Below are 21,300 nucleotides of genomic sequence, written 5' to 3'. Positions count from 1 at the left end.
AATAAGGCTCGTCACCTTGGGTTAATGCAATTTCATACCAGTACTTTGCTTGCTAGCATAGTGCATAATTTAAAAACTGCCCTAGGCTTGAAGCGAAAATATGGGGTCGCTTAGGGTTATTGTGTCTGTTGGTTGGTAAAACTAGCCAATAGACGTTAATTTACGGCAATTTAGGAGGCTTTTATGCCAATTCGGTGACTTTCTTCACTTCTTTAACACCAATTCCAGTTTTTAGTTGAGTTTGAAATTGGTGTCGAGAGACGGTCGCTGGTTTGTGCAAAGGTCTCTCATATTGATATTCATCAATATCTTGAAACTCATCAACCATAATATATTGAAAATACTGCGGCGATTCTTTGAGCTGGGCAATTGCTTGCTCAATCATCCACTGATAACGGGCATTGTTTCGACGTTTATCAAGATTTTTGTCCTCGCCAAGATGGGGGATACGCGCACAGATGGCGTCTAATTGCTCATGGGGTGCGTCTTTTTCGGATAAGCCTGTGATCTGGCGTGCCAACGCATGAAACGTCAAAATAGTCACGCCGTTGGCATGGTTGCCAACCAAGGCGGTAAGACGGGCGCGCAATTCGCACACTGCCAAACGGTTATAAGCCAAAATCAAGATTTTTTCAGGCTTGATTTCTTCAATCATCAATAGATGCGCCACGCGGTGCACGACCACTGTGGTTTTGCCTGAGCCTGGCCCTGCCAAAATCATTGACGCACGGCTTTTGTCTTTAATAATTTGCGTCTGCTCCTTACTAAGGTAATTGGGCAAAATCAGTGCTTTATAGTCTTTTAGATAAGGACGGGTAACATCGGTGGTCTTAGGTAGATATTGGTCGATGACTTGCGTTAATGGCAGGCTAAAGTAATCCTCCAGCAAAGCGCGTTTGGTAGCCATGTCGCTATGTAGCCAATGGTTGAGTACATGAATACGCATACAGCGGTCTTCATAATGCTGTTTTAGATAGCGATAAGCGGCGGGATTGTATTGCTGGCGGGTCTTGTTTGGACCAATAAAAAATATTGCATTGGCATCATCATCTAACCGCGATAGCTCAATAATGCCGATTTTTTGCAGCTGCTCAAGCTGTTGTAAAATATCGACTGGTGAGCGGTTAAACTGCTCGGCAATATCGTCCAATGAGAAATTTTCACCGACTTCTTTGCCTCTGCCATCCAGTTTGGCAAAAATATACTCATCCAGCAATGGGGTAAGCTGTTTTAGTTGCTCTTGAGCCAGTTTTACCCAATTGTGCCAAACATCGCTAAGTTGCTCTGTTGCCAGTTGGTCTTTGGTCTTAGTGGTCGAACTGACGGTGAAATATTGTTTGGTGTGATGGCGCGTGGTGATGATATCTAAGGCACGCAGCAACGGAAAAATATCTTTGGTGGTGCGATAGGTATATTGATGGCCGATGAACCAATTATCCAATGCTTTGCTATCAAAGCGTTGAAAATCTTCTGTGTTATCTGCTTGTTGATAATGGGCTTGAAAACTATCGCTGTTGATAAACGTATTGAGGGTATCTAGTATGCGTTTTTTCTTATTAAATTCACTTTTTAGGTGTCTTACGGTATAGTTGAGGCGGATATTGACCACAATTTGCCACTGCGCAAAGCCCAATTTGACAAATTGACGCAGCAAATTAAGTAATTGCTTGACCGAATAGCCCAATGCCACGGCAAGTTCGGGCAGATGATAGCGGGTGGGCGGTTTTTCGTTGGTGGCGTAGCGAGTGGTTTGGGTGGGCAGATTGTCATTGATTTGTAGTAATTGGTCATATAATTTAATCTATTGATGGTTGTGATCGGCGGTCGGACGTTGCAGCAGTTGAATGCTAATCCATGCAGGTTGCTGCTCTTTTTCAACCAATAGGCCATATCGCTCGAGTGCCAAAAGTGCCACGCGGATTTGGGTATTGAGCCGCTCGGTATCATCCTCGATACCAAGAATAGGCAAAAGCAAGTTGCTTGCAAACCACTGGTCACTGGAAGGTCGGTGAAGAATGGGTCTAATCTGCTCCCAGCAGTTTTTAAGGGTGTCAGTGTTGGGAATACGCGCGTCACGCTCTTGTCTAAATTGTTTTTCGATATCGCTTTCATCCCATAACATATAGGCATGGGCGTGCTCATGGGTTTTTCTTGCCCCCCGTCCAATTTCTTGCACATAAGATTCTAGATTGTTGGGTACGCCGCTATGAATGACGGTATGAATGCCTGCTTTATCAATGCCCATGCCAAAGGCGTTGGTGCATACCACCACGTCGAGCTCATTATGTTTAAACTGTTGTAAAATCAGCTTTTTTTGTGACTCATCTAGCTTGCTATGGTAGGCAACAGCGTTAAGGTTTTGCTCGGCAAAGTGTTTGGCATACGCTTCGCAAGCTTTGCGGTTACGCAGATAGACCAGCGCGACACCTTGTTGTGGGCACTCAGGACAGTTTTGCTCATACCATGCTTTACGCTCACACAAAATCCGATAAATTTCGGTCATGCGCTGGTCGTTGGGTATTTGCAAAAAATCAGGTGTGATGTTGTCGCGCCAAATTTTTAGGTTTTCGACAGGTGTGCCATACTGTACCAAGGGCTTGTGATCTGTCAATGCCACCAGTTTATTCACCAGCTCTGCATCCAAATCGTCTTTAACACGGCTAGAGGCAGTTGCGGTCACCAAACTTATCTTGGGCGCAACAAACGTATAATCTTTTGTTGGTTCATGCACGGCTTGTGCAGGTGTGTCTTGCGTCAATAGGCCAAATTGGGAGTCAGATTTAGGGGATTTTTTGGTCATATGCACAATGCTAGATTGTACTTTTTTTGCTATATCGGGGCTATAGCAGGCGATGATATGGTCGGCAATTCGCAAAAAATCTGGCCGAAAATCAGTACCCCATTGGCTTAGGGTGTGAGCTTCATCAAGCACCCAAAACGCAGGCGGGCGGTTTTTGAGCAGTTGGCGGATGCTATAGGTACGTAGGCGTTCTGGGCTAAGATACAAGATATCAATATCGCCTTGCCATACGCCTGTGATGATGTCTTTTTGTGTCGATGGGGTTTGCCCTGACGTGAGGTAGGCAATACGGCTTTCATACTCAGGCAGTTGGGCATGCAGATTAATGACTTGGTCTTCAATCAATGCTTTAAGTGGTGAAATCACCACGGTTAGTTGGCGTTGGTATTTGCTAAAAATAAGTGCAGGCAGTTGAAAGGTTAGACTTTTACCACCGCCTGTCGGCAAAATACCCAGCGGAATATCTTGATTGGCAAGGGTGGCTTTGACAATCTGCATCTGACCGTCACGCAATGTGTCAAAGCCAAAAAATTCTTGACACTGGCGATTAATCCAATCCTCATCGGGGTCATGAATCTGCCAAAAAGTTGCCTCAGCTTGTTGAAAACTCAGCTGATAGACGGGATGTTTGCTAATCCACACAGGGCGGCGAGCTTGTGGTTTGGCAAAGTAGCGCAGCCAATTAACAAAACACGCCAAGCCCAAATACTGCCAAGGGTGCGTGGTTGTTTGGTATTTGACGGTATCGCGCGCCTGCTGCAATAGCGTGATAAGTGCCGATTGGTTGCCGATGGGCATGTCAGCTGCGATATTGTCCCAATCAAAAATACAATCGCTGTCTATGGCAAAATATTGCGGACAAGACAGGTGAGCCAGTTCAGGCAACAACTGCTGATATAAAATTTGGCTATCAGGGATAAGGCGTTGCCAAGCCTGCTGGCACAGATTAAACAACACGCGACTTTCGAGGCAATCTTTGACGGGGTCATTGTAACAGGTGTCGGCTTTGTATAGCTTGGCTAGCGCGTGGGTAGGCTGATGTGGGATGAGTAAGCAGCTAAGCATCAGTGTATCCCATGTTTTGGCTTGCCATTGTGACAATATATTGTTTGGCATATCGGTATGTAAACTTGCTGCAAAGCAATCTACCAATTTTGGCAAATCAAATGCCATGAGATTGTGCCCACCCAAATACGGCGCGGTTTGCAAAAGTGCAAACAGCTGGCGTGCGTTGTCATCAAATAGCACCTCATCAAATTGCCAGTACAAATCTGCAACGACAATTGCGCCAGTTAGCAGTTTGGGCGGTGTGGATTGGACGTTTGGGTCGATTTCTAAATCTAGCCACACAACAGCGTCTGACGTGGTTGCTGTCAGGTCGGCTAGGTGGTCTATCAGCTCTTGGATATCGACCACCGGGGTTAGGCTATCAAATTGGGTGCTAAAATTTGACTGGAGATATTCTCCCAAACCTGCGACAGGGTTGGGACGTTTGGGTGGCTGCGAGATGGGTTCAATAAACTCAAGGTCGGTTGTGTTGAGGTCGGGTGTCATGTGAGGGGGTGCGTATGAAAAGTCCAGTAGTATAAGCTGTTTAAGTAAACTTACTTTAACACAAATAATCTGGCTTAGACAGATTTGGTCAAAATACTTATCACTGATACGCAGTCACTGCACAATCCAACGAATCACGCGCTGCTCTTGCTCCCACTCATCGACCTCAGTTTCAGACACGCAGCGGCCTGCCACACTGACATTAGCCGCTTGCATCTGGCGCAAGCTGACCAAGCGATCTTTGGTGAGTAGATGATGCCAATCGGGCAGTGGTAGCCCGTGATACAGCCGTTTATAGGCGCATGTGGCAGGCAGCCAGTCCATTGTTGGCAAGATATTTAAATCCAGCGCGATGCAATCAGGCACATAGCGATGCCGCGTTGGATAATGCCGACACGCGCCCGTTTGGCAATCTAGCAGCTGACACGCCACATCGGTGTATTCAACCTCGCCTGTGTCATCGTCTTGCAGCTTAATCAAACAGCACGCTCCGCAGCCGTCGCACAGCGCTTCCCATTCTGCCGCGTTTAGCTCGGCTAAACTAAAGCGCTGCCAAAATTGTGGGCGCACGGCAGGGTCATGGTCGGCAGCGGCAGGCGCGATGGGTGGGGCAAGTAAATTGGTCGGCATGGGCAAATGGTTTTTCTTAAAATTTGGCAATCAAGCCTATCAAACGGGTGGGCAAACAAAACACTACATTATTATAGCGGAAAATACGGCGATTTTTTTATATCGTAACAGCTATTGCTGATTGGTTGGGCTGATTTGAACGCAGCGGCTAGCAATCGGCGATTTTTGCATGATACAATTTTTAATTAAATTTACAAGGTAATTTCATGGATATCCAAATTTTACAACTTGAAACCACCGCGCCTGATGGCACAGAACTCAAAAGCTATGTCTGCTTACCCAAAGATGCCAGCGCAGATAAGCCTGCGCCTGCGATTTTGGTCGCGCCAGAGTGGTGGGGCGTGGTTGAATTTGTCCAAAAAGTTACCGAGCGTCTAGCACGTGCAGGCTTTGCTGCTGTGGCGATGGACGTGTATGGCGAGGGCAAATTGACCACCGATGTCAACCAAGCCAACGAATGGATGAAACAAATGCTTGCCAATCAAGACCAGTTGATGTCACGCTGTCAAGCGATCTTGCAAGATTTTTGTGATGTACAAGGCGTGGATGGCAAGCGTCTAGGCGGTATTGGCTTCTGTTTTGGTGGCAAAATCGTGCTGGATATGGCGCGTGAAGGCCTGCCACTACAAGCCGTGGCAACCTTCCACGGTAATTTAACGCCCAAACAGCCTGCCGAAAAAGGCAAGTTTGCTGCCAAAGTGTTGGTCGCACACGGCGAAGCTGACACCATGGTGACCATGGATGATGTCGAAAAATTCAAAGCTGAAATGGATAACGCCGACGTGGATTACACGGTCGATGTATATGAAGGTGCGAAACATGGCTTTAGTAACCCTGCCGCCGATGAGCGCGCAGCGAAAAATAACATCGACTTGGGCTATGATGAAGCAGCGGCAAACACCAGCTGGGATGCGATGATTGGCTTTATGCAAGACAATTTAGCCAATGCGCAATAATGTGCCAACAGTGTGTTAATAGCAACCGTATGCCGATTGGCGTACGGTTTTTTTTGGTTAAAAGGTTTGCAAGGCTAAAGGAGAGTAAAACGCGTTGGCATAAGCAGCCGATTAATGGTCATAATCTTCAAAGTATGATTTGACTTGTGTATAACGCTCATCAAGCATACGCCCAACACACTGTAGGCGCGTGTATTCTTCATAGCCTGCATCGGCTTGTTGGGCTTCGGAGGCACATTGCTCGTCGCGTTCTTTGACCCATTGTTTTTGATCATCAGTCAGTGAGGCTTGTGCCTCAGGTGATGCTGACTGCCACATTTGGTTAAACGTCTGACGTTTTTGGGCAACTTCGGCATTGGCACGGCGCGTGATAGCAATGATTTGTTGATTGGCTGCGTTGTCGTCAGTTTCAGGCACCGAAGTATTAGACGCGGCGGCAGGACCGTATTTTTTTGGCGCAGTGGGTGCAGGCGTACTGGTTTCATCGTATTCGTCATCTTGACCATCTGGCATCGCGTCGCCGTCTGCGTGGTGAGCATAGTCACCTGTGGCATTGGGGCCCGTGGCGACGTCGTCGCTAATGGTGTTTGGTGCGTGATCGTCAGTGTCGATGTAAACCGCGCTTTCGTCATACGGCGTTTGGCTGGCATCGACCAATAGGCTTGCCAAAAAGTTTTGCACATTGCGCGCATTGCTAAGGTTTATGTGGATTTTGTTATTATCGCTTGCTGTCGGCGTGTATTCGATGGTTTGATACGGCTCAATGCCTGCCAGCTGGATATCCTGCGCGGCAGCGGCTTTAGCGACGCTGTCATCACCACGGGCGGCGCGGGTTTCGTTGGCGCGCTCAAGCAGGCTTTTGGGCAATGTGAGATTGACGCGCGCGCTACAGCGGTAGCTGGCGTTGGGTTGGTCTTGGATTTGGTCAAGGTCAATTTTAAGTTGGTTGAGCAGTTTGGTTAGTATTTGACGGTTGATGTCGCTGTCTGCCGACAAATACATCTTGGACGCCGCGCTGACATCGGCTTTAAACTTATCTTGCAGCGCGCGCACGCTGTCGGCATCGCCGCAGCCTACGGGCTTTTCAACCAAGTGTTTGATTTGGTCGCAGCCGCCAAGCGCAGTGACAAGACCCCATGAACATAAAGTAGCAAACGATGGCGGTAGGCACGCATAGTCGGGTGTCCACAAAACAAAGACGAAATTTAAAAGGGCTAAAACAACATTAGTTTAACGCTTATACAGATTTTAGCAAGATTTTACAGCAACAATGATAAAGCCGATATGGGTCATGACCTACCCGTTGCTTAGTGGCAAAGCGTGCTTGAAGCGCGTAGGTTTGCCCCTATTGAAACAGCTTTAGCCAAAAATTTTGCTGCCTTATGCCAAATAATTCTATCTACAATAAACAACCGCCCTCGGCTTGCAAGGATTTGACCCAAGATAATGCCGCGCTTGATAGCTTTGCGCCGCGCGTGTTGGCGTGGTTTGCCGAGCATGGGCGGCATGATCTGCCGTGGCAACAGCACCACAAAGACGTGCCAGACCCATACCCTGTGTGGCTGTCTGAGGTCATGCTGCAGCAAACACAGGTTGTGACGGTCAAGCCGTATTTTGCGCGCTTTATGGCAAGCTTTCCCACCGTACAGACACTGGCGGCGGCGGATTGGGCGGACGTGGCAGCGCACTGGGCAGGGCTGGGCTATTATGCGCGCGCGCGTAACCTGCACAAAGGTGCGCAGCAGCTTGCGGCCATCATTGAGCAAACGGGCGATTTTCCGCAAACCGTCAAAGACTGGCAGCAAATCGCAGGCGTGGGGCAATCAACGGCAGGCGCGGTGGTGGCAATGGGTGTGCGCGGCTATGGCGTGATTTGTGACGGCAATGTCAAACGCGTGCTGACGCGCTGGGCAGGTATTGATGGCGATATCACCAAGTCTGCTACTAACCGCACCCTGTGGCAGCTTGCCGAGCGTTTGACCCCAAGCGCGGATAGCGGATTGTACGCGCAGGCGATGATGGATTTGGGCGCGACCTTGTGCACCAAAGCCAAGCCTGCCTGCCTGCTATGCCCTGTGAATGCCGATTGCGTGGCACGCGCCGAGGGCAACCCAACCGTGTATCCCGTCAAAGCAAAAGCCGCCGCCCGTCCGCGCCAGCTGTCGCTTGCCTTGCTATTAACCCATGCTGATGGGCGGATGTTGTGGCTCACGCGGCCTGATAGCGGTATCTGGGGCGGATTGGCTTGCTTGCCGCTGTTGTTTTATCAAAAACGGTTCAATCAGCAGCAAGCCGCCGCACCCAACAGCGTACAACCTGCCCAACACTGGCAAGACAGCGCGGTATTTACCAGCCAATACAATGCCGCTGAACAAACCATCGTCGAGGTATTGGCGCGTATGGGTCATACACTAACAGCCATCATGGCCGCTAGCCAAATTGCCGATCTAAGCACACAAGCCAAAATACCGCAAGGCAGCGTTAGCCATGGTTTAACCCATATGGAATGGTGGTTAAAACCGTATCAAATCCTGCTTGATACGCCGCAAGTAAACGCGCTAAACACCGCATTAAGCGAGGCAGGTGTAACCTTTGGTTGGTACACGCTGGCTGAGGCGCAGGCGTTGGCCCTGCCCAAAGCCATGCAAAAAGTGGTGGCGCAGGTGCAGACTGACAAACGCAGTTAAACTTGTAATGCTTGCCAAATCGTGGAGGGTTGTAAATCAGCAATCACGTGCACACAGCTATCGGTGTGCGTGCGTATATACTCGCCAATACGCGCTTGCAATGCCACATAATTAAAGGCATTTGGTGCTATATCGGGTGCAGACTCATGCAGCAGCCGTAACCAATTGTGCCACGCGGCAAGGCTTGATATCAGCACCCAAATCGGCGTGGGTGGATGTTTTTGCAAACATTCGGCATAAAACTGATGAAATTGGCTCGGGGTGGCGGCAGGTAGCTTACGTTGGTAGCTGTTAATCAGCGTTACCTCTACGCCGCGCGCGCGCAATGTGTCAATCAACACCTCGCGCCCACCAACGCCGCGCCACACTTGCACGCGATCACCTGCCGCAAGGCTTTGCATCAGTGGCAGTTGTAGCATACCGACGTTGTTTTGTTGGTTAGATAAGACAGGATAGCAAATGTTGGCGGTCGTACCAAACCATGCTTGCCAGCGTTGGGTCAGATAGTCGGCGGTCTTTTGCCCAACACAAACAAACGGCGGTAGGGCAGTGGGCATCGTCTGGCTAAGCGATAAAGCTTGCACGGCTTGTAGGGTGAAGTCCACCGCCGCCTCACTGACCACCACCACCGCCTGATACACGGGCAGGGATTGGGGCGTAAAAAGCTTAACCAATGCCTGCTGCTCGGTGACAGATAGCGGCTTGCCAACCAGCTCAAGCAGCGGCAGATCCACCACGGTCGCGCCATATCCGTGCAGAACACGGGATAAGTGAGCCGCACGTTCAGCAGGGCGGGTATTGATGACAATCACGCCAGCCCCTGTGCTTAGGCCGAATAAATCTCGGCTAAAATCTTATCCGCGCCTTGGTCAAGCAGCTGACGGGCAACATCCACGCCAACGGCTTCGGCAAGGCGTTCGGCATTTGGGTTTTCAGGCGTTAAAGCCAAGGTCTCGTGGCGTTCAGCTTTGAGTAGTATTTGCCCATCAACGCTACCCACGCGCCCTTGTAGCCACAACCGCCCGATGTCGATTTGGGCAAAGCCTGCAATCGGCACTTGACAGCCGCCTTGTAGTTCGCGGTTCATCGCGCGTTCTGCCAGCACGCAGATTTTGCTGGCAAGATGGTTTAAGGGTGCTAATGCCGCCAACATGGCGCTATCATCGCTGCGGCATTCAATCGCCAACGCGCCTTGCCCCACCGCAGGCAAACACACATCGGTGGGCAGCTCGTGGCGTATGCGCTCACCAAGCCCTAGCCGAATCAAGCCGCTGGTGGCCAAAATAATCGCGTCGTATTCGTCGGCATCGAGTTTACCAAGGCGTGTGCCGACGTTGCCGCGCAAGCTGATGATGTCTAAATCGGGGCGATGCTGCTGAATTTGGCATTGCCGACGCAGGCTTGAAGTGCCCAAGCGCGCGCCATGCGGCAGGTCATCAAGGGTGGCAAAGTGATTGGACACAAACGCATCGGTTGGGCGTTCGCGTTCACAAAACGCGCCCAGCATCAAGCCTTCGGGCAAATCCATCGGCACATCTTTGAGCGAATGCACAGCGATATCAGCGCGTTTGTCATATAGTGCTTGCTCAAGCTCCTTGACAAACAAGCCCTTACCGCCGATTTTTGCCAATGGCGTATCAAGGATTTTGTCGCCTTTGGTCACCATCGGGATTAGCTCGATGTGGCAGGTTGGATACAAGGCCTGCAGACAGGCTTGAATGTGCTTGGCTTGCCACAGCGCCAACGGGCTTTGACGGGTGGCAATACGGATATGATCCAGCGGGGCAGTCGATACAGTCGATAGGGTCATTACAAATTCTGAATTTTTTCACGCAAAGTAGGCAGATGGCGGCGGCTGACGGCAAGTTTTTCATCAATGCCTTTGAACCGTACTTGGTAATGGTCTTGATCAACCACTTCTAGCATTTCTAAATAGTTTAAATTGACCAAGGCATTACGGTGGATACGAAAAAACAAGTCGCCAAATTCTTTTTCTAGGTCTTTGAGTGTTTCGTCAATCAACACCGTACCGTTTTTGTGGCGCACTTGCACGTATTTTTGCTCAGCAAAAAAGTAATAAATGTCGCTTAGCGCGATTAGCTCAACCCCACGATGGGTGCGCGCGGCAATATGCTGGCGGCTTGGTTGGGCAACGCGCTCTTCAAGACGGCGAATTTTGCTCAGTTGTGCGGTATTGAGCACGGCGGCGCGCGCCATGGCCTCGCTAAGCTCCTCGCGGTTGGCAGGCTTGAGCAAATAGCCGATGGCATGGGCTTTGAATGCGGCAATCGCGTAGTGGTCATACGCGGTGATAAAGATAATCGCAGGTGGGTTGTCAAGCTCGCTAAGCTCTTTGGCGCAGCGAATGCCGTCCATTTTTGGCATACGGATATCAAGCAAAATCACATCAGGTTGGGCGATTTTGACCTGCTCGATGCCTTCAAGCCCTGTCGCGCCTTCACCGACCACTTCATGTCCTTCTTCTTGCATGATGCGTTTGAGGCGTTCACGCGCCAACGGCTCATCATCACAAATCACCACTCGCATGGCTGTCTCCTGCCTTATTGTTGCGGCTGCTTGATTGACCAAACAAATTATAAAATTTAATGAATTAATTACCAGAATGGTTGGTTAATATAGACTTAAAGTCAAATGCCCATCAGTATACCGACAATTGGTGACAATTTGACGACGATTTGCCATTTAATGCAGGGATTTTGCCATATTGCCTGTGCTGTCGCAAGTAGCAAGCGTGTGATACATAAAAGGCGTTTGTTTACATCATCGCCGCCACGTCTTTGAGCGGATAGCGCGTGGCAATCACCATTTGTGTGCTATCAAGTTGGTAGTCAATCGTCGCCTGCTCGCCAAAATAATGCTGCAACGTGCGCGTCTGCTCGCTAAAGTTGAGGTAACGTCGGGTATAGCTTTGCATATTGGCATAGCTTGATGGCGACAACGCGCAGCTAAGTTCAAGATTGACCCAATCGTTTTGCCAATCAATGGCAATCCAAATAACCATCGTATCATCAATTAGCTCAATGACAAAGTTTATCATCTTTTCAATCAGCATTTGCAGCATCAATGACGGGATGACCATGTCATACAACGTGTCTTCATCAGGCAGCATCCAATGCACGGTGAGTTTTTCACCAAACCGATAGTGCTCAATGGCTAAATAATGCTGACAAATCTCAATTTCATCAATCAGCGCAACCTCGCGCACCTCATCAAAACTCATGCGATACAGCGATGAGATACTACGGATCAACGCCTCAGCGGCTGTGCGGTCAGTTTCGATCAGATATTGCATGGTATTGAGCATATTAAAGAAAAAATGCGGCGAAATACGCGCTTTGAGCTGCTCATTTTGCTCAATCAAACGCTGCTCAAGCTGCTGCTGATGGCGACAGTTTTTGGTGTACTGGTAGTTAAAATGGTAAAAAAACAGCATCGCCACGGCAGGCGCGACCAAAAAATCGGTAAACGTGCGACTCAGCCATGTGACAAAATCGGTGTCGGTGCCCAAAATCAACCATTGCAAACACACCGCGACCAAGTCCGCCAATGGCACTGCCACCATCACGGTGACCATGACACACCACAACATTTGCTGGCGTGTTTTTTGTACCAGTCGTGGCGCGATGTGGCTCAAATAACCCACACTAAACAGCACAATTAGCCCCGTGGTCGAGACTGCATAAAATAGCTGTATGCCCAGTTGCTGCCAGTCATCGATAAAACGCAGCAATACCGCGGTTTCATAAAAGCTAAAAAAGATGACCACGCCCAGCCAAAAAAATCGCCCACTGTGACTATTTAGGGTTGGAAAAAACAAGTAATGGTCGGCACGAATGTCCGATAGTGGTAGAGTGTGGTCAGGCTTTGCTATACTAGCCCGCGGCTTGCTCAAATATTGCCGCCAGTTGGCTGCTTTGGTGGCTGACCCCATCGTGACGTATCCTTTATAAGCGCATAGGTGTATAAACTATAAGCGTGTAAACGCGGCGCAAGATGATTAGCGGCTTATTTTTATTTTTGGTTTGGCTGATCTTGATTAACTGAGTCTTAATGGATCTGTTTTGATTGATTTAGGTTTTGGCTAAACCCTTGACAATTTAGGATTGTAGCAATGATGCACCCATCACACCCTCAACATTCTACCACAACGTCTGACACTCATACCACCCAGCCCGATCAAGCAGACGCACAAACTGCCAGCATGTGGGGCGGACGTTTTAGCGAAGCCACCGACCAATTTGTCGCTGAGTTCACCGCTTCGGTGAATTTTGATAAACGCTTGGCACAGCATGATATCGACGGTTCAATTGCCCATGCCACCATGCTTGGGCATTGTGGAATTTTGAGTGAGCAGGACGTTCGCCAAATCGTCGATGGCTTAAACCAAATCCGCCAAGAAATCGCCGACGGTAAGTTTGTGTGGCAAGTTGCGCTAGAAGATGTGCACATGAACATCGAATCACGCCTGACCGCGCTGATTGGCGATGTGGGCAAAAAACTGCACACAGGGCGCAGCCGCAACGACCAGGTAGCCACCGATATTCGGCTGTACTTGCGCGCGCAAACTGATGTGATTTTAGGCTTGCTCCAACGCCTGCAAAATGGCCTATTGGATTTGGCGGCGGCACACACCGATACCATCATGCCAGGCTTTACCCACCTGCAAACCGCGCAGCCCGTCAGTTTTGGGCATCATGTCATGGCATGGTTTGAAATGCTGATGCGCGACAGCGAACGCTTGATTGACGGGCGCAAACGTATCAACCAATTGCCGCTTGGCAGTGCAGCGTTGGCAGGCACGACTTACCCCATAGACCGCGCCTATACCGCCAAGTTGCTAAACTTTGACGGGGTGTGTCAAAACTCGCTAGACGCGGTGTCTGACCGCGACTTTGCCATTGAATTTGCCAGCACAGCAAGCCTTTTGATGATGCACCTATCGCGTATGAGTGAGGAAATCATCTTGTGGATGTCGGCGCAATTTGGTTTTGTGCAAGTGCCTGACCGTTTTTGCACAGGTTCATCCATCATGCCGCAAAAGAAAAACCCCGACGTGCCCGAACTGGTACGCGGTAAGGCGGCGCGCGTGTTTGGCGATATGGTCACGCTTTTGACCTTGATGAAAAATCAACCGCTGGCGTACAACAAAGACAACCAAGAGGACAAAGAACCACTGTTTGACATCGTCGATACGCTGACAGGTTCGTTACTGGCATTTGCCGATATGCTGCCAAACTTGGTGCCCAATGCCGACGCGATGCGGCATGCCACCATGAAAGGCTATGCCACCGCGACAGATTTGGCGGATTATTTGGTGCGTAAAGGCTTGCCATTTCGTGATGCCCATGAAGTCGTTGGCAAAGCCGTTGCCCTAGGCGTGGCGCGTGGCGTGGATTTGAGCGAATTGTCATTGGCAGATTTGCAAGGCTTTAGTGACTTAATCGGTGATGATGTGTTTGACTACCTAACGCTTGAAGGCTCACTCAATGCCCGTGACCACATCGGCGGCACAGCACCCAAACAAGTGCAAGCGGCAATCGCGCGTGGGCGTGAGCGTGTGGCGGCATTGGGAGTTGCGGCGGTTTAATACAACTTTAGGCTGACGGCTGGGTTTTAAGCCAAACTTTAGTAAACAAATCTTGTTACACAGCCAAGCAGCTGATTACGTTTTATGTTTGTGGATGTCATCAAACTGTTATCCACAGACTTTAGCATAACAAATAAAAACCCCATAAAAAGTACGATTAAAACGCCAAAAACAATGTCTGTGGCTTAAATCAGCGAAGTTTGGTAATATAAGTGGAGATTTTCACAAATTTTTATGATGCGAAAGGTCACACATGCAAACGTATAACCCTGCTGACCACATGGTCATGTGTCGCAAATACAAGCAAAACTTACCTAAGTTGCCTAATCCACCGTTTCCCAACGCGCTTGGGCAAGAAATTCAAAACACCGTCTCTGCTAAGGCGTGGCATGAGTGGCTTGAGCACCAAACCATGTTGATCAATGAAAATCACTTAAGCCTTATCGATCCTGCGGCCAAGCAATTTTTGCATGAGCAGCGCGAGAAGTTTTTGGACAATGCCGACTATGAACGTCCAAAAGGCTGGACCGCCAAGTAATATTTAAACGCTAACGCTTAAACGGCAACATTTAAGCGCGAAAAACAAAAAAATCCCGATGTATCGTATCGGGATTTTTTATGCACATTTGTGCAGACCAAGGCTTAAGGCTTAGGCTTGGTTGTCGCCATTGTCTTGTGGTTGTTGGTCTTGTGCTTGTTCGTTATGGATTTGCGCCTCTTGCGTTGCGGCGGTTTCTACCATCGCGTCTAGCAGGGTATCGCCTGCCACTGTGCCTTGCATTTCAGGCTCTAACGCCGCCAATTCATCACGGCGTAGTGACAATTTTTCGCGGATACGCGCAGATTTACCAGAACGCTCGCGTAGATAGTACAGTTTAGCACGGCGTACGTCACCACGGCGTTTAACTTGGATGCTAGCAATCAGAGGTGAATGGGTTTGGAATACACGCTCAACACCCACACCGCTTGAGATTTTACGCACGGTGAACGCTGAATTTAGCCCACGGTTACGCTTGGCGATTACCACGCCTTCAAACGCCTGCAAACGCTCACGGTCGCCTTCACGAACCTTGACTTGCACCACGACAGTGTCACCAGGGCCAAAAACTGGTACGTCGGTTTTTAGTTGGCTTTGCTCAACGGCTTGCACCAAAGGATGTTTGTTGCTCACGAGATGGTCTCCCTCAATGTGGGCTAGAGGCTTTGTTCATGCTTGTGGGTATGAACGTGCGCATATGCCCTGTTTGTTGTTGGTTATCACTTGACAAGGCGTAAGCGGCCTTGCTTTGGTGAATGTTACTGAACACGCTATCCACACCTGCAACAAGATTGGCGTGGATAGCCAAGTAAACGGTTAATTTAGGCCTTTATCAAATCGGTTTTGCTAAAGGCGTACGGTATCAAGGTTTGTCGTCGGCATTATCGGCTTTGACGATATTTGCCGCTGCCAACCAACGCGCTTGTTGTTTGGTTGGGCAAAATTTATGCCACAAATCGGGTCGCCGTGCTTGGGTACGCCGTGCCTGCTCAACAAATCGCCACTCAGCAATTTTGGCATGATGTCCCGATAGCAACACTTCAGGCACGCCTTGTCCAGCAAATGCGAGCGGTTTGGTGTATTGCGGATAATCCAACAAGCCATCAACAAATGAATCTTGCACGGCAGATTGGTCATCACCCATCACCGCAGGCAACCGCCGAATCAAGCTATCCATCAGCACCATCGCAGGCAGCTCGCCACCTGTCAGCACATAATCGCCGATTGAACACTCGATATCGACGTAGGTATTGAGCAGGCGCTCGTCAATACCCTCATAGCGTCCGCACAGCAAGATAAACCCATCATACTGGCTTAAATTCTGTACCAGCGGCTCATTTAGCGTGTTGCCTTGCGGTGTCAAATACACCACAGGGCAATGTAGCCCCTGTGCCGCGGCTTGTGCCTTGGCATACTCAATCGCCCGTGACAGTGGCTCTGCCATCATCACCATACCAGGGCCGCCACCAAACGGGCGTTCATCAATACGGCGATAGTTGTCATGGGTGAAGTCACGCGGATTAATCAGCGTCACCTTGGCCTGTTCACGCTTGATGGCGCGTGCGATGATACCAAACTCGGTCAAAGCGCAAAACATGTCAGGCAAAATTGTAATCACGGCAAACCACATTGTTAGCCCCTTAGCCTTTTGCCTGCACTGTCAGCGATGGCTGCTTTGGCGCATCAATAATCCTGCGCCCAATCCACCGTGACGGTTTTTGCTGCCAAATCCACCGCCAGCACGGTTTGTTTGTGCCACGGAATCAACCGCTCTTGCTCATCAACGCTGTCAGGCGTGGGCACTACCACCATGACATCATGCGCCCCTGTCTCAAACAAATCCTTGATTTGCCCAAGTTTGACGCTGTCAGGTTGGCTTATCACACTAAGCCCGATTAAGTCCGCCCAGTAATGCTCATCCTCGCCCAATGGCGCAAGGTCAGCCTTGGCTGCCCACAGCGTCACACCGTAATAGGTCTCTGCCAAATTACGGTCGGGGATTTCATTGAGCTGAACGACGTAGCCTTTGCCTTGGGCGTGCCAGTTTTTGACCGTCAAGGTGCGTTGCCCAAGCGCGGTCTGAATCACCCACGGCTGCATGGCAAAAATCGCTTCACGGTCTTCGGTATCGCTAAATACCCACAACCAACCTTGCACGCCGTATGGTTTTTTCAGCGTACCGATTTTTATCAAGCCTTGCGCATCAAAAGATGTCGCCAAAGACTTGCTAACCTCAGCGCGATGATGGGTGGATGGCATGGCAATACACCTTGCACACAGGCGGCTAAACGCAACAATTAAGCGGTTGTGGCTTCAGTTTGCGCGGCTTGTTCTTTGGTGTAGCGCTTGAACAGGCTAGCCACGCGGTCAGAAGGCTGCGCACCTTTGTTTACCCAAGCTTGGTAAGCTTCGGTATTGATACGGACAGGGACTTCTTTGCCTTGTGCGATTGGGTTGAAAAAACCGATGTTTTCGATGTAGCGGCCATCGCGTGGGCTACGTGAATCGGCGACAACGATTTGATAAAATGGGCGTTTTTTAGCACCGCCCCGTGCCAAACGGATAACTACCATAGGATTCTCACAGGTTAGTAATTAGAGCCTAAAAGCGTTTGCGCCCACCAGTGGCAAGTTTTTGTGCAAAAACTGCGCATGCTTTTGCCATCAATTTGTTTTTACACAAATTTTTGGGCAAAAAATTGATAGGCACATGAAAAGGGCGATATTTTAGCATGGTTTTTGGGTTTGTGCTAGCTAAGTGAAGGTATTGTGGCTAAATATTTTTGTCAGTATGACCTATCAGCGCGTTTGCCAAAACTACAGCAAAAACTGTTGGGTAATGGGCGGATTGATTTGCGCGTCAAGATACGCTATTTTTGCATCAGTGGCATTCAACACCCCAGCAAATTTGTGTTACACTAATTCGGTAATTTTTAGTAGGCTACGGATTATCGTAGCACCGCGTTTATGGGTGGGCGCAAGTTGCATACATCCGCTTGCCACACGCAAAGGTTAGATTATGGTACAAGACACACATTCTGCGGCAACCGCGCGCAGTGCCATCCAATCTTGTTTGCAAGGTTCGATGGTGGCGCTGGTGACCCCCATGCACCCCGATGGTGAAATCGACTGGCAAGCCTTGTCCAATTTGATTGACTGGCAAATTGAGGCAGGCACACGCGTGCTGGTTGCGGTTGGCACGACGGGCGAGTCTGCCACGCTGTCTATGCAAGAACACGCCGATGTTATCGAGTTTGTGGTCAAGCAGGCAGCAGGGCGCATCCACGTCATGGCAGGTACGGGCGCGAACAACACGCTTGAGGCGATTGAACTGACCCAACATGCCAAAAAAGCAGGCGCAGGTTCGGCACTGTTGGTCGCACCGTACTACAACAAGCCAACCCAAGAGGGCTTGTACCAACATTACAAAAAAATTGCCGAAACCGTGGATATCCCGCAGGTGTTGTATAATGTACCGGGGCGTACGGTGGTCGATATCAGCAATGACACCGTGTTGCGCCTTGCCGATATTGATAACATCGTGGCAATCAAGGACGCAACGGGCGATATCGCACGCGGTGCGCAGTTGATTGGCGCGTTGCAAGGGCGGTTAAATGTGCTATCGGGTGATGACAACACCGCCATTGAGCTGGTGCGTCATGGCGCGGTGGGCAATATCTCAGTGACCGCAAACATTGCACCACAGACGATGGCGCAGATTTTTGCGGCGGCCTTGGCAGGTGATTTTGACCAAGCCAACAGCTTGAACAGTAAAATTGCGCACTTGCACCAAGATTTGTTTGTGGAGTCTAGTCCCATTCCTGTCAAGTACGCCTTGCACAAAATGGGCAGAATCGAAAAAGGCATTCGTTTGCCTTTGACATGGCTTGCCGCTACCTACCAATCGCGGATTGATGCCGCGTTAGCCCAAGCGGAGATTGTATGATGGTATGTAAGCACACGATGCGGCTGCGCGCTGTTTTGGCAGGCGTTGCTATGATAAGCACAGGTTTGGGCATGACGGGGTGCAATACGTTTAAACAGCGTGTGGGTGATCATTCGCTTGACTACACCCAAACGCGCCGCTTAGCGCCGATTGAGTTGCCTGCCGACGCGCAAACGCTGCCATTTACGCCCCTGTACCAAGTGCCTGCTGCAGGCACCAACACGCTCAAGCTTGCCAATGCCACAGGCACGCGCTTTGATTTGCCTGCGCCTATCAGCAGCGTACGCCCACAAGCCGCCAATGCTCAAACCACAGGCGGCAATCCCACCAATCGCTAACCCATTGATATGAAAAACCAACCAATTTTGAGAACCCACCATGCAAAAACAACAGCAACTGTATAAAGGCAAAGCCAAAACCGTTTATGCCACCGAGGATGCCGACTATGTCATCATGCACTTTCGTGACGATGCGTCAGCGTTCAACGGACAGCGCATTGAGCAACTAGAACGCAAAGGGCGTGTGAACAATCGCTTCAATGCATTTATCATGCAAAAACTTGCCGAGGCAGGTATTGAAACACATTTTGAGCGTGAATTGGCGCATGATGAGGTACTGGTCAAACGCCTTGATGTGATTCCCGTGGAATGCGTGATCCGTAACTACGCGGCAGGTGGGATTGTCAAGCGGCTGGGGCTAGAAGAAGGGCAAGCGCTCACGCCACCGACCTTTGAGCTGTTTTACAAAGATGATGGCTTGGGCGATCCATTGGTCAATGAGTCATTGGCGATTAGCCTTGGCTGGGCGACGCAAGCGCAGCTTGATGAAATGAAAGCCTTGACCTACCGCGTCAATGAGGTGCTAAGCAAGCTGTTTGCGGATGCAGGTTTGATGTTGGTGGATTTTAAGCTTGAGTTTGGTGAGTTTCATGGGCGCATGGTGCTGGGCGATGAGTTTTCACCCGATGGCTGCCGTATTTGGGATCAACAAACCAAGAAAAAACTGGACAAAGACCGCTTTCGCCAAAGCTTGGGCGATGTGGTTGAAGGCTATGAAGAAGTCGCTAAGCGTTTGGGCATTGCGTTGGATTAAGCTGTGTTGTCTGACACGCACAAAAAGCAGGGTAACGCCTGCTTTTTTTGCCATCAATTTGATATAAATGTTATTTGAACTGATTTTTAACCGACTGCTAGACAAAACCGATGAATCCCAAACTTGCCACCCTCCAGCCCTATCCGTTTACCAAAATGGCGACCCTGTTACAAGGCATCACGCCCAATCTCGACTATAGCCCGATTAAGCTTGGCATTGGTGAGCCGCAGCACGCGCCGCCTGAATTTGTTTTGCAGGTGCTGGCGGACAACTTGGGCAAGGTGCAAAACTACCCCAGCACGCTTGGGCTTGCCGAATTGCGCGCGGCGATTGCCGACTGGGTGCAGCGGCGGTTTGGCGCGGTGGTGGACAGTGAGCGCGAGGTGCTACCCGTGATGGGCACGCGTGAGGCGTTGTTCAGCTTTGTTCAAGCGGCGTTTGACCCCGATGACCACACGCGCCCGTATGTCGTCATGCCCAATCCGTTTTATCAAATCTATGAAGGTGCGGCAAAGCTGGCAGGCGCGACGCCGTATTTTGTTAATTGCACGGCGGATAATGGCTTTGTCGGTGATTATGATGCCGTACCGCCCGAGGTTTGGCGACAAACCCAGTTGGTGTTTGTTTGTAGCCCCAACAACCCGACGGGCGCGGTGATGTCCACCGAGCAGTGGCAACGCCTGCTGGCACTGTCTGAGCAGTACGGTTTTATATTAGCCAGTGATGAATGCTACAGTGAGCTGTATTTTGACACGCCGCCTGTGGGGTTGTTGCAGGTGTGTGCGGCAACGGGGCGCACGGATTTTGCGCGCTGTGTGGTGTTTCATTCGTTGTCAAAACGCTCAAATTTACCGGGTTTGCGCTCGGGCTTTGTGGCAGGTGATGCAGCGTTGCTGACACCGTACGCGCAGTATCGCACTTATCAAGGCTGCGCGATGCCTTTGCATCACCAAATCGCCTCGATAGCGGCATGGCAAGATGAAGCCCATGTTGAGGCGAACCGCGCGTTGTATCGACAAAAGTTTGATTTGTGGCTCAAGGCACTGGGCGATAAGCTGCCGCTACGCCGCCCTGACGCAGGATTTTACTTTTGGCTGCCTGTGCGTGATGATGAGCGGTTTGTTAAAGTGTTGTATGAGCAGCTTAATATCCATGCCTTGGCAGGGCGTTATCTGTCACGCGATACGCCGCACGGCAATGCTGGCATGAACCATGTGCGCATGGCACTGGTTGCCGATATCGCGCAAAGTGAGCAGGCGATACAGCGGCTTTTGACCTTGGATTTGGCGGCGTTGGTATAACGATAAGATACGCGACGCTGCCTTCTGCCTACCAAACGCCCAAGACCATGCTAGATACAACCTTGACTTCCTCCCCTCCCTATCGTTCGGGGATTCCTTCTGCAAGACGGTGAAGCCCCACCGCAAACCTAAGACAATGGCAACCGCCCGTACGACACACCGTACATCTTAGGTTCTTATTTTAAGCTA

19 protein-coding genes and 2 pseudogenes are annotated in these 21,300 nt (G+C 50.1%); 9 read left to right on the top strand and 12 right to left on the bottom strand.

Features of this window, described 5'->3' with window-relative positions; genetic code table 11:
* Nucleotides 1-114 (top strand): annotated as a pseudogene (locus tag AC5L4R_RS09470) (IS5/IS1182 family transposase); the annotation flags it as partial.
* A 67-nt stretch (nt 115-181) separates the two neighbouring features.
* Here the strand turns inward: AC5L4R_RS09470 and AC5L4R_RS09465 are convergent.
* The 3 genes from AC5L4R_RS09465 to AC5L4R_RS09455 form a co-directional block, all read right to left on the bottom strand.
* The gene (locus AC5L4R_RS09465) at nt 182-1,690 is read right to left on the bottom strand and encodes a UvrD-helicase domain-containing protein (RefSeq protein WP_494473209.1); all 1,509 of its coding nucleotides are present in this window, start codon (nt 1,688-1,690) and stop codon (nt 182-184) included.
* Between the two features lie 111 nt (nt 1,691-1,801).
* Nucleotides 1,802-4,354 (bottom strand): DEAD/DEAH box helicase, encoded by a 2,553-nt coding sequence (locus tag AC5L4R_RS09460; protein WP_494473208.1) that lies wholly within the window; start codon nt 4,352-4,354, stop codon nt 1,802-1,804.
* A 114-nt stretch (nt 4,355-4,468) separates the two neighbouring features.
* Nucleotides 4,469-4,984 (bottom strand): YcgN family cysteine cluster protein, encoded by a 516-nt coding sequence (locus AC5L4R_RS09455; RefSeq protein WP_494473207.1) that lies wholly within the window; start codon nt 4,982-4,984, stop codon nt 4,469-4,471.
* A gap of 206 nt (nt 4,985-5,190) precedes the next feature.
* Here AC5L4R_RS09455 and AC5L4R_RS09450 point away from each other — a divergent pair, with 206 nt between their 5' ends.
* Entirely contained in the window at nt 5,191-5,940 is a 750-nt protein-coding gene (locus AC5L4R_RS09450) for a dienelactone hydrolase family protein (protein WP_494473206.1), read from the top strand.
* A gap of 111 nt (nt 5,941-6,051) precedes the next feature.
* Here the strand turns inward: AC5L4R_RS09450 and AC5L4R_RS09445 are convergent, their stop codons facing one another.
* Complete coding sequence (locus AC5L4R_RS09445; RefSeq protein ID WP_494473205.1) at nt 6,052-7,131, bottom strand: lysozyme inhibitor LprI family protein; 1,080 nt, start codon at nt 7,129-7,131, stop codon at nt 6,052-6,054.
* Between the two features lie 191 nt (nt 7,132-7,322).
* Between AC5L4R_RS09445 and mutY the strand changes: the two genes are divergently transcribed.
* On the top strand, nt 7,323-8,627 hold the full coding sequence (gene mutY / locus AC5L4R_RS09440; protein ID WP_494473204.1) for an A/G-specific adenine glycosylase: 1,305 nt from the start codon (nt 7,323-7,325) through the stop codon (nt 8,625-8,627).
* On the opposite strand, the gene AC5L4R_RS09435 is transcribed toward mutY, so the two are convergent.
* The 4 genes from AC5L4R_RS09435 to AC5L4R_RS09420 form a co-directional block, all read right to left on the bottom strand.
* Entirely contained in the window at nt 8,624-9,439 is an 816-nt protein-coding gene (locus AC5L4R_RS09435) for a uroporphyrinogen-III synthase (RefSeq protein WP_494473203.1), read from the bottom strand. The two genes, mutY and AC5L4R_RS09435, sit on opposite strands and share 4 nt — an antisense overlap.
* Before the next feature lie 14 nt (nt 9,440-9,453).
* Nucleotides 9,454-10,437 (bottom strand): hydroxymethylbilane synthase, encoded by a 984-nt coding sequence (hemC, locus tag AC5L4R_RS09430; RefSeq protein WP_494473202.1) that lies wholly within the window; start codon nt 10,435-10,437, stop codon nt 9,454-9,456.
* Entirely contained in the window at nt 10,437-11,174 is a 738-nt protein-coding gene (locus tag AC5L4R_RS09425) for a LytR/AlgR family response regulator transcription factor (protein WP_494473201.1), read from the bottom strand. Before AC5L4R_RS09425 ends, hemC begins: the two co-directional genes overlap by 1 nt.
* A gap of 229 nt (nt 11,175-11,403) precedes the next feature.
* Nucleotides 11,404-12,579, bottom strand: coding sequence for a sensor histidine kinase (locus AC5L4R_RS09420; protein WP_494473200.1), 1,176 nt, complete (start codon nt 12,577-12,579; stop codon nt 11,404-11,406).
* Between the two features lie 270 nt (nt 12,580-12,849).
* Between AC5L4R_RS09420 and argH the strand changes: the two genes are divergently transcribed.
* Nucleotides 12,850-14,235 (top strand): argininosuccinate lyase, encoded by a 1,386-nt coding sequence (argH, locus tag AC5L4R_RS09415; protein WP_494473214.1) that lies wholly within the window; start codon nt 12,850-12,852, stop codon nt 14,233-14,235.
* A 253-nt stretch (nt 14,236-14,488) separates the two neighbouring features.
* Nucleotides 14,489-14,773, top strand: coding sequence for an oxidative damage protection protein (locus tag AC5L4R_RS09410; protein WP_494473199.1), 285 nt, complete (start codon nt 14,489-14,491; stop codon nt 14,771-14,773).
* Nucleotides 14,774-15,043: 270 nt separating this feature from the next.
* Here the strand turns inward: AC5L4R_RS09410 and rplS are convergent.
* From rplS to rpsP, 4 genes and pseudogenes are all read right to left on the bottom strand, one after another.
* Nucleotides 15,044-15,406, bottom strand: a pseudogene (gene rplS, locus AC5L4R_RS09405) (50S ribosomal protein L19); the annotation flags it as partial.
* A 229-nt stretch (nt 15,407-15,635) separates the two neighbouring features.
* Nucleotides 15,636-16,403, bottom strand: a complete 768-nt coding sequence (gene trmD, locus AC5L4R_RS09400; RefSeq protein WP_494473198.1) for a tRNA (guanosine(37)-N1)-methyltransferase TrmD — start codon at nt 16,401-16,403, stop codon at nt 15,636-15,638.
* A 53-nt stretch (nt 16,404-16,456) separates the two neighbouring features.
* The gene (gene rimM / locus AC5L4R_RS09395; RefSeq protein WP_494473213.1) at nt 16,457-16,993 is read right to left on the bottom strand and encodes a ribosome maturation factor RimM; all 537 of its coding nucleotides are present in this window, start codon (nt 16,991-16,993) and stop codon (nt 16,457-16,459) included.
* Between the two features lie 77 nt (nt 16,994-17,070).
* Entirely contained in the window at nt 17,071-17,346 is a 276-nt protein-coding gene (rpsP, locus tag AC5L4R_RS09390; protein ID WP_494473197.1) for a 30S ribosomal protein S16, read from the bottom strand.
* A 445-nt stretch (nt 17,347-17,791) separates the two neighbouring features.
* Between rpsP and dapA the strand changes: the two genes are divergently transcribed.
* The 4 genes from dapA to dapC all read left to right on the top strand — a co-directional run bounded on the left by dapA (nt 17,792) and on the right by dapC (nt 21,111).
* Nucleotides 17,792-18,718: a 4-hydroxy-tetrahydrodipicolinate synthase gene (gene dapA, locus AC5L4R_RS09385; RefSeq protein WP_494473196.1), complete on the top strand. Its 927-nt coding sequence runs from the start codon at nt 17,792-17,794 to the stop codon at nt 18,716-18,718.
* Nucleotides 18,715-19,056 carry a hypothetical protein gene (locus AC5L4R_RS09380; RefSeq protein WP_494473195.1) on the top strand — a complete coding sequence of 114 codons (342 nt, stop codon included), beginning with the start codon at nt 18,715-18,717 and terminating at the stop codon, nt 19,054-19,056. The genes dapA and AC5L4R_RS09380 overlap by 4 nt, the downstream gene beginning before the upstream one ends.
* Before the next feature lie 40 nt (nt 19,057-19,096).
* Nucleotides 19,097-19,810 carry a phosphoribosylaminoimidazolesuccinocarboxamide synthase gene (purC, locus tag AC5L4R_RS09375; protein ID WP_494473194.1) on the top strand — a complete coding sequence of 238 codons (714 nt, stop codon included), beginning with the start codon at nt 19,097-19,099 and terminating at the stop codon, nt 19,808-19,810.
* Between the two features lie 110 nt (nt 19,811-19,920).
* A complete protein-coding gene (gene dapC, locus AC5L4R_RS09370) occupies nt 19,921-21,111 on the top strand; it encodes a succinyldiaminopimelate transaminase (RefSeq protein WP_494473193.1) in 1,191 nt (396 codons plus the stop codon).
* Nucleotides 21,112-21,300 lie beyond the last annotated feature (189 nt).

This window comes from Faucicola sp. SE7633 (genome assembly GCF_059264685.1).
This window is presented reverse-complemented; position numbering and strand designations above follow the sequence as displayed.

Bases quoted from the DNA above. Each gene is read 5' to 3' on its own strand.
- AC5L4R_RS09425 (WP_494473201.1), bottom strand. From the start codon at position 11,174: ATGCGAGTGGTGATTTGTGATGATGAGCCGTTGGCGCGTGAACGCCTC.
- AC5L4R_RS09410 (WP_494473199.1), top strand. From the start codon at position 14,489: ATGCAAACGTATAACCCTGCTGACCACATGGTCATGTGTCGCAAATAC.
- AC5L4R_RS09420 (WP_494473200.1), bottom strand. From the start codon at position 12,579: ATGGGGTCAGCCACCAAAGCAGCCAACTGGCGGCAATATTTGAGCAAG.
- AC5L4R_RS09460 (WP_494473208.1), bottom strand. From the start codon at position 4,354: ATGACACCCGACCTCAACACAACCGACCTTGAGTTTATTGAACCCATC.
- trmD (WP_494473198.1), bottom strand. From the start codon at position 16,403: ATGTGGTTTGCCGTGATTACAATTTTGCCTGACATGTTTTGCGCTTTG.
- rpsP (WP_494473197.1), bottom strand. From the start codon at position 17,346: ATGGTAGTTATCCGTTTGGCACGGGGCGGTGCTAAAAAACGCCCATTT.
- dapC (WP_494473193.1), top strand. From the start codon at position 19,921: ATGAATCCCAAACTTGCCACCCTCCAGCCCTATCCGTTTACCAAAATG.
- mutY (WP_494473204.1), top strand. From the start codon at position 7,323: ATGCCAAATAATTCTATCTACAATAAACAACCGCCCTCGGCTTGCAAG.
- purC (WP_494473194.1), top strand. From the start codon at position 19,097: ATGCAAAAACAACAGCAACTGTATAAAGGCAAAGCCAAAACCGTTTAT.
- AC5L4R_RS09380 (WP_494473195.1), top strand. From the start codon at position 18,715: ATGATGGTATGTAAGCACACGATGCGGCTGCGCGCTGTTTTGGCAGGC.
- argH (WP_494473214.1), top strand. From the start codon at position 12,850: ATGTGGGGCGGACGTTTTAGCGAAGCCACCGACCAATTTGTCGCTGAG.
- AC5L4R_RS09450 (WP_494473206.1), top strand. From the start codon at position 5,191: ATGGATATCCAAATTTTACAACTTGAAACCACCGCGCCTGATGGCACA.
- hemC (WP_494473202.1), bottom strand. From the start codon at position 10,437: ATGACCCTATCGACTGTATCGACTGCCCCGCTGGATCATATCCGTATT.
- dapA (WP_494473196.1), top strand. From the start codon at position 17,792: ATGGTACAAGACACACATTCTGCGGCAACCGCGCGCAGTGCCATCCAA.
- AC5L4R_RS09455 (WP_494473207.1), bottom strand. From the start codon at position 4,984: ATGCCGACCAATTTACTTGCCCCACCCATCGCGCCTGCCGCTGCCGAC.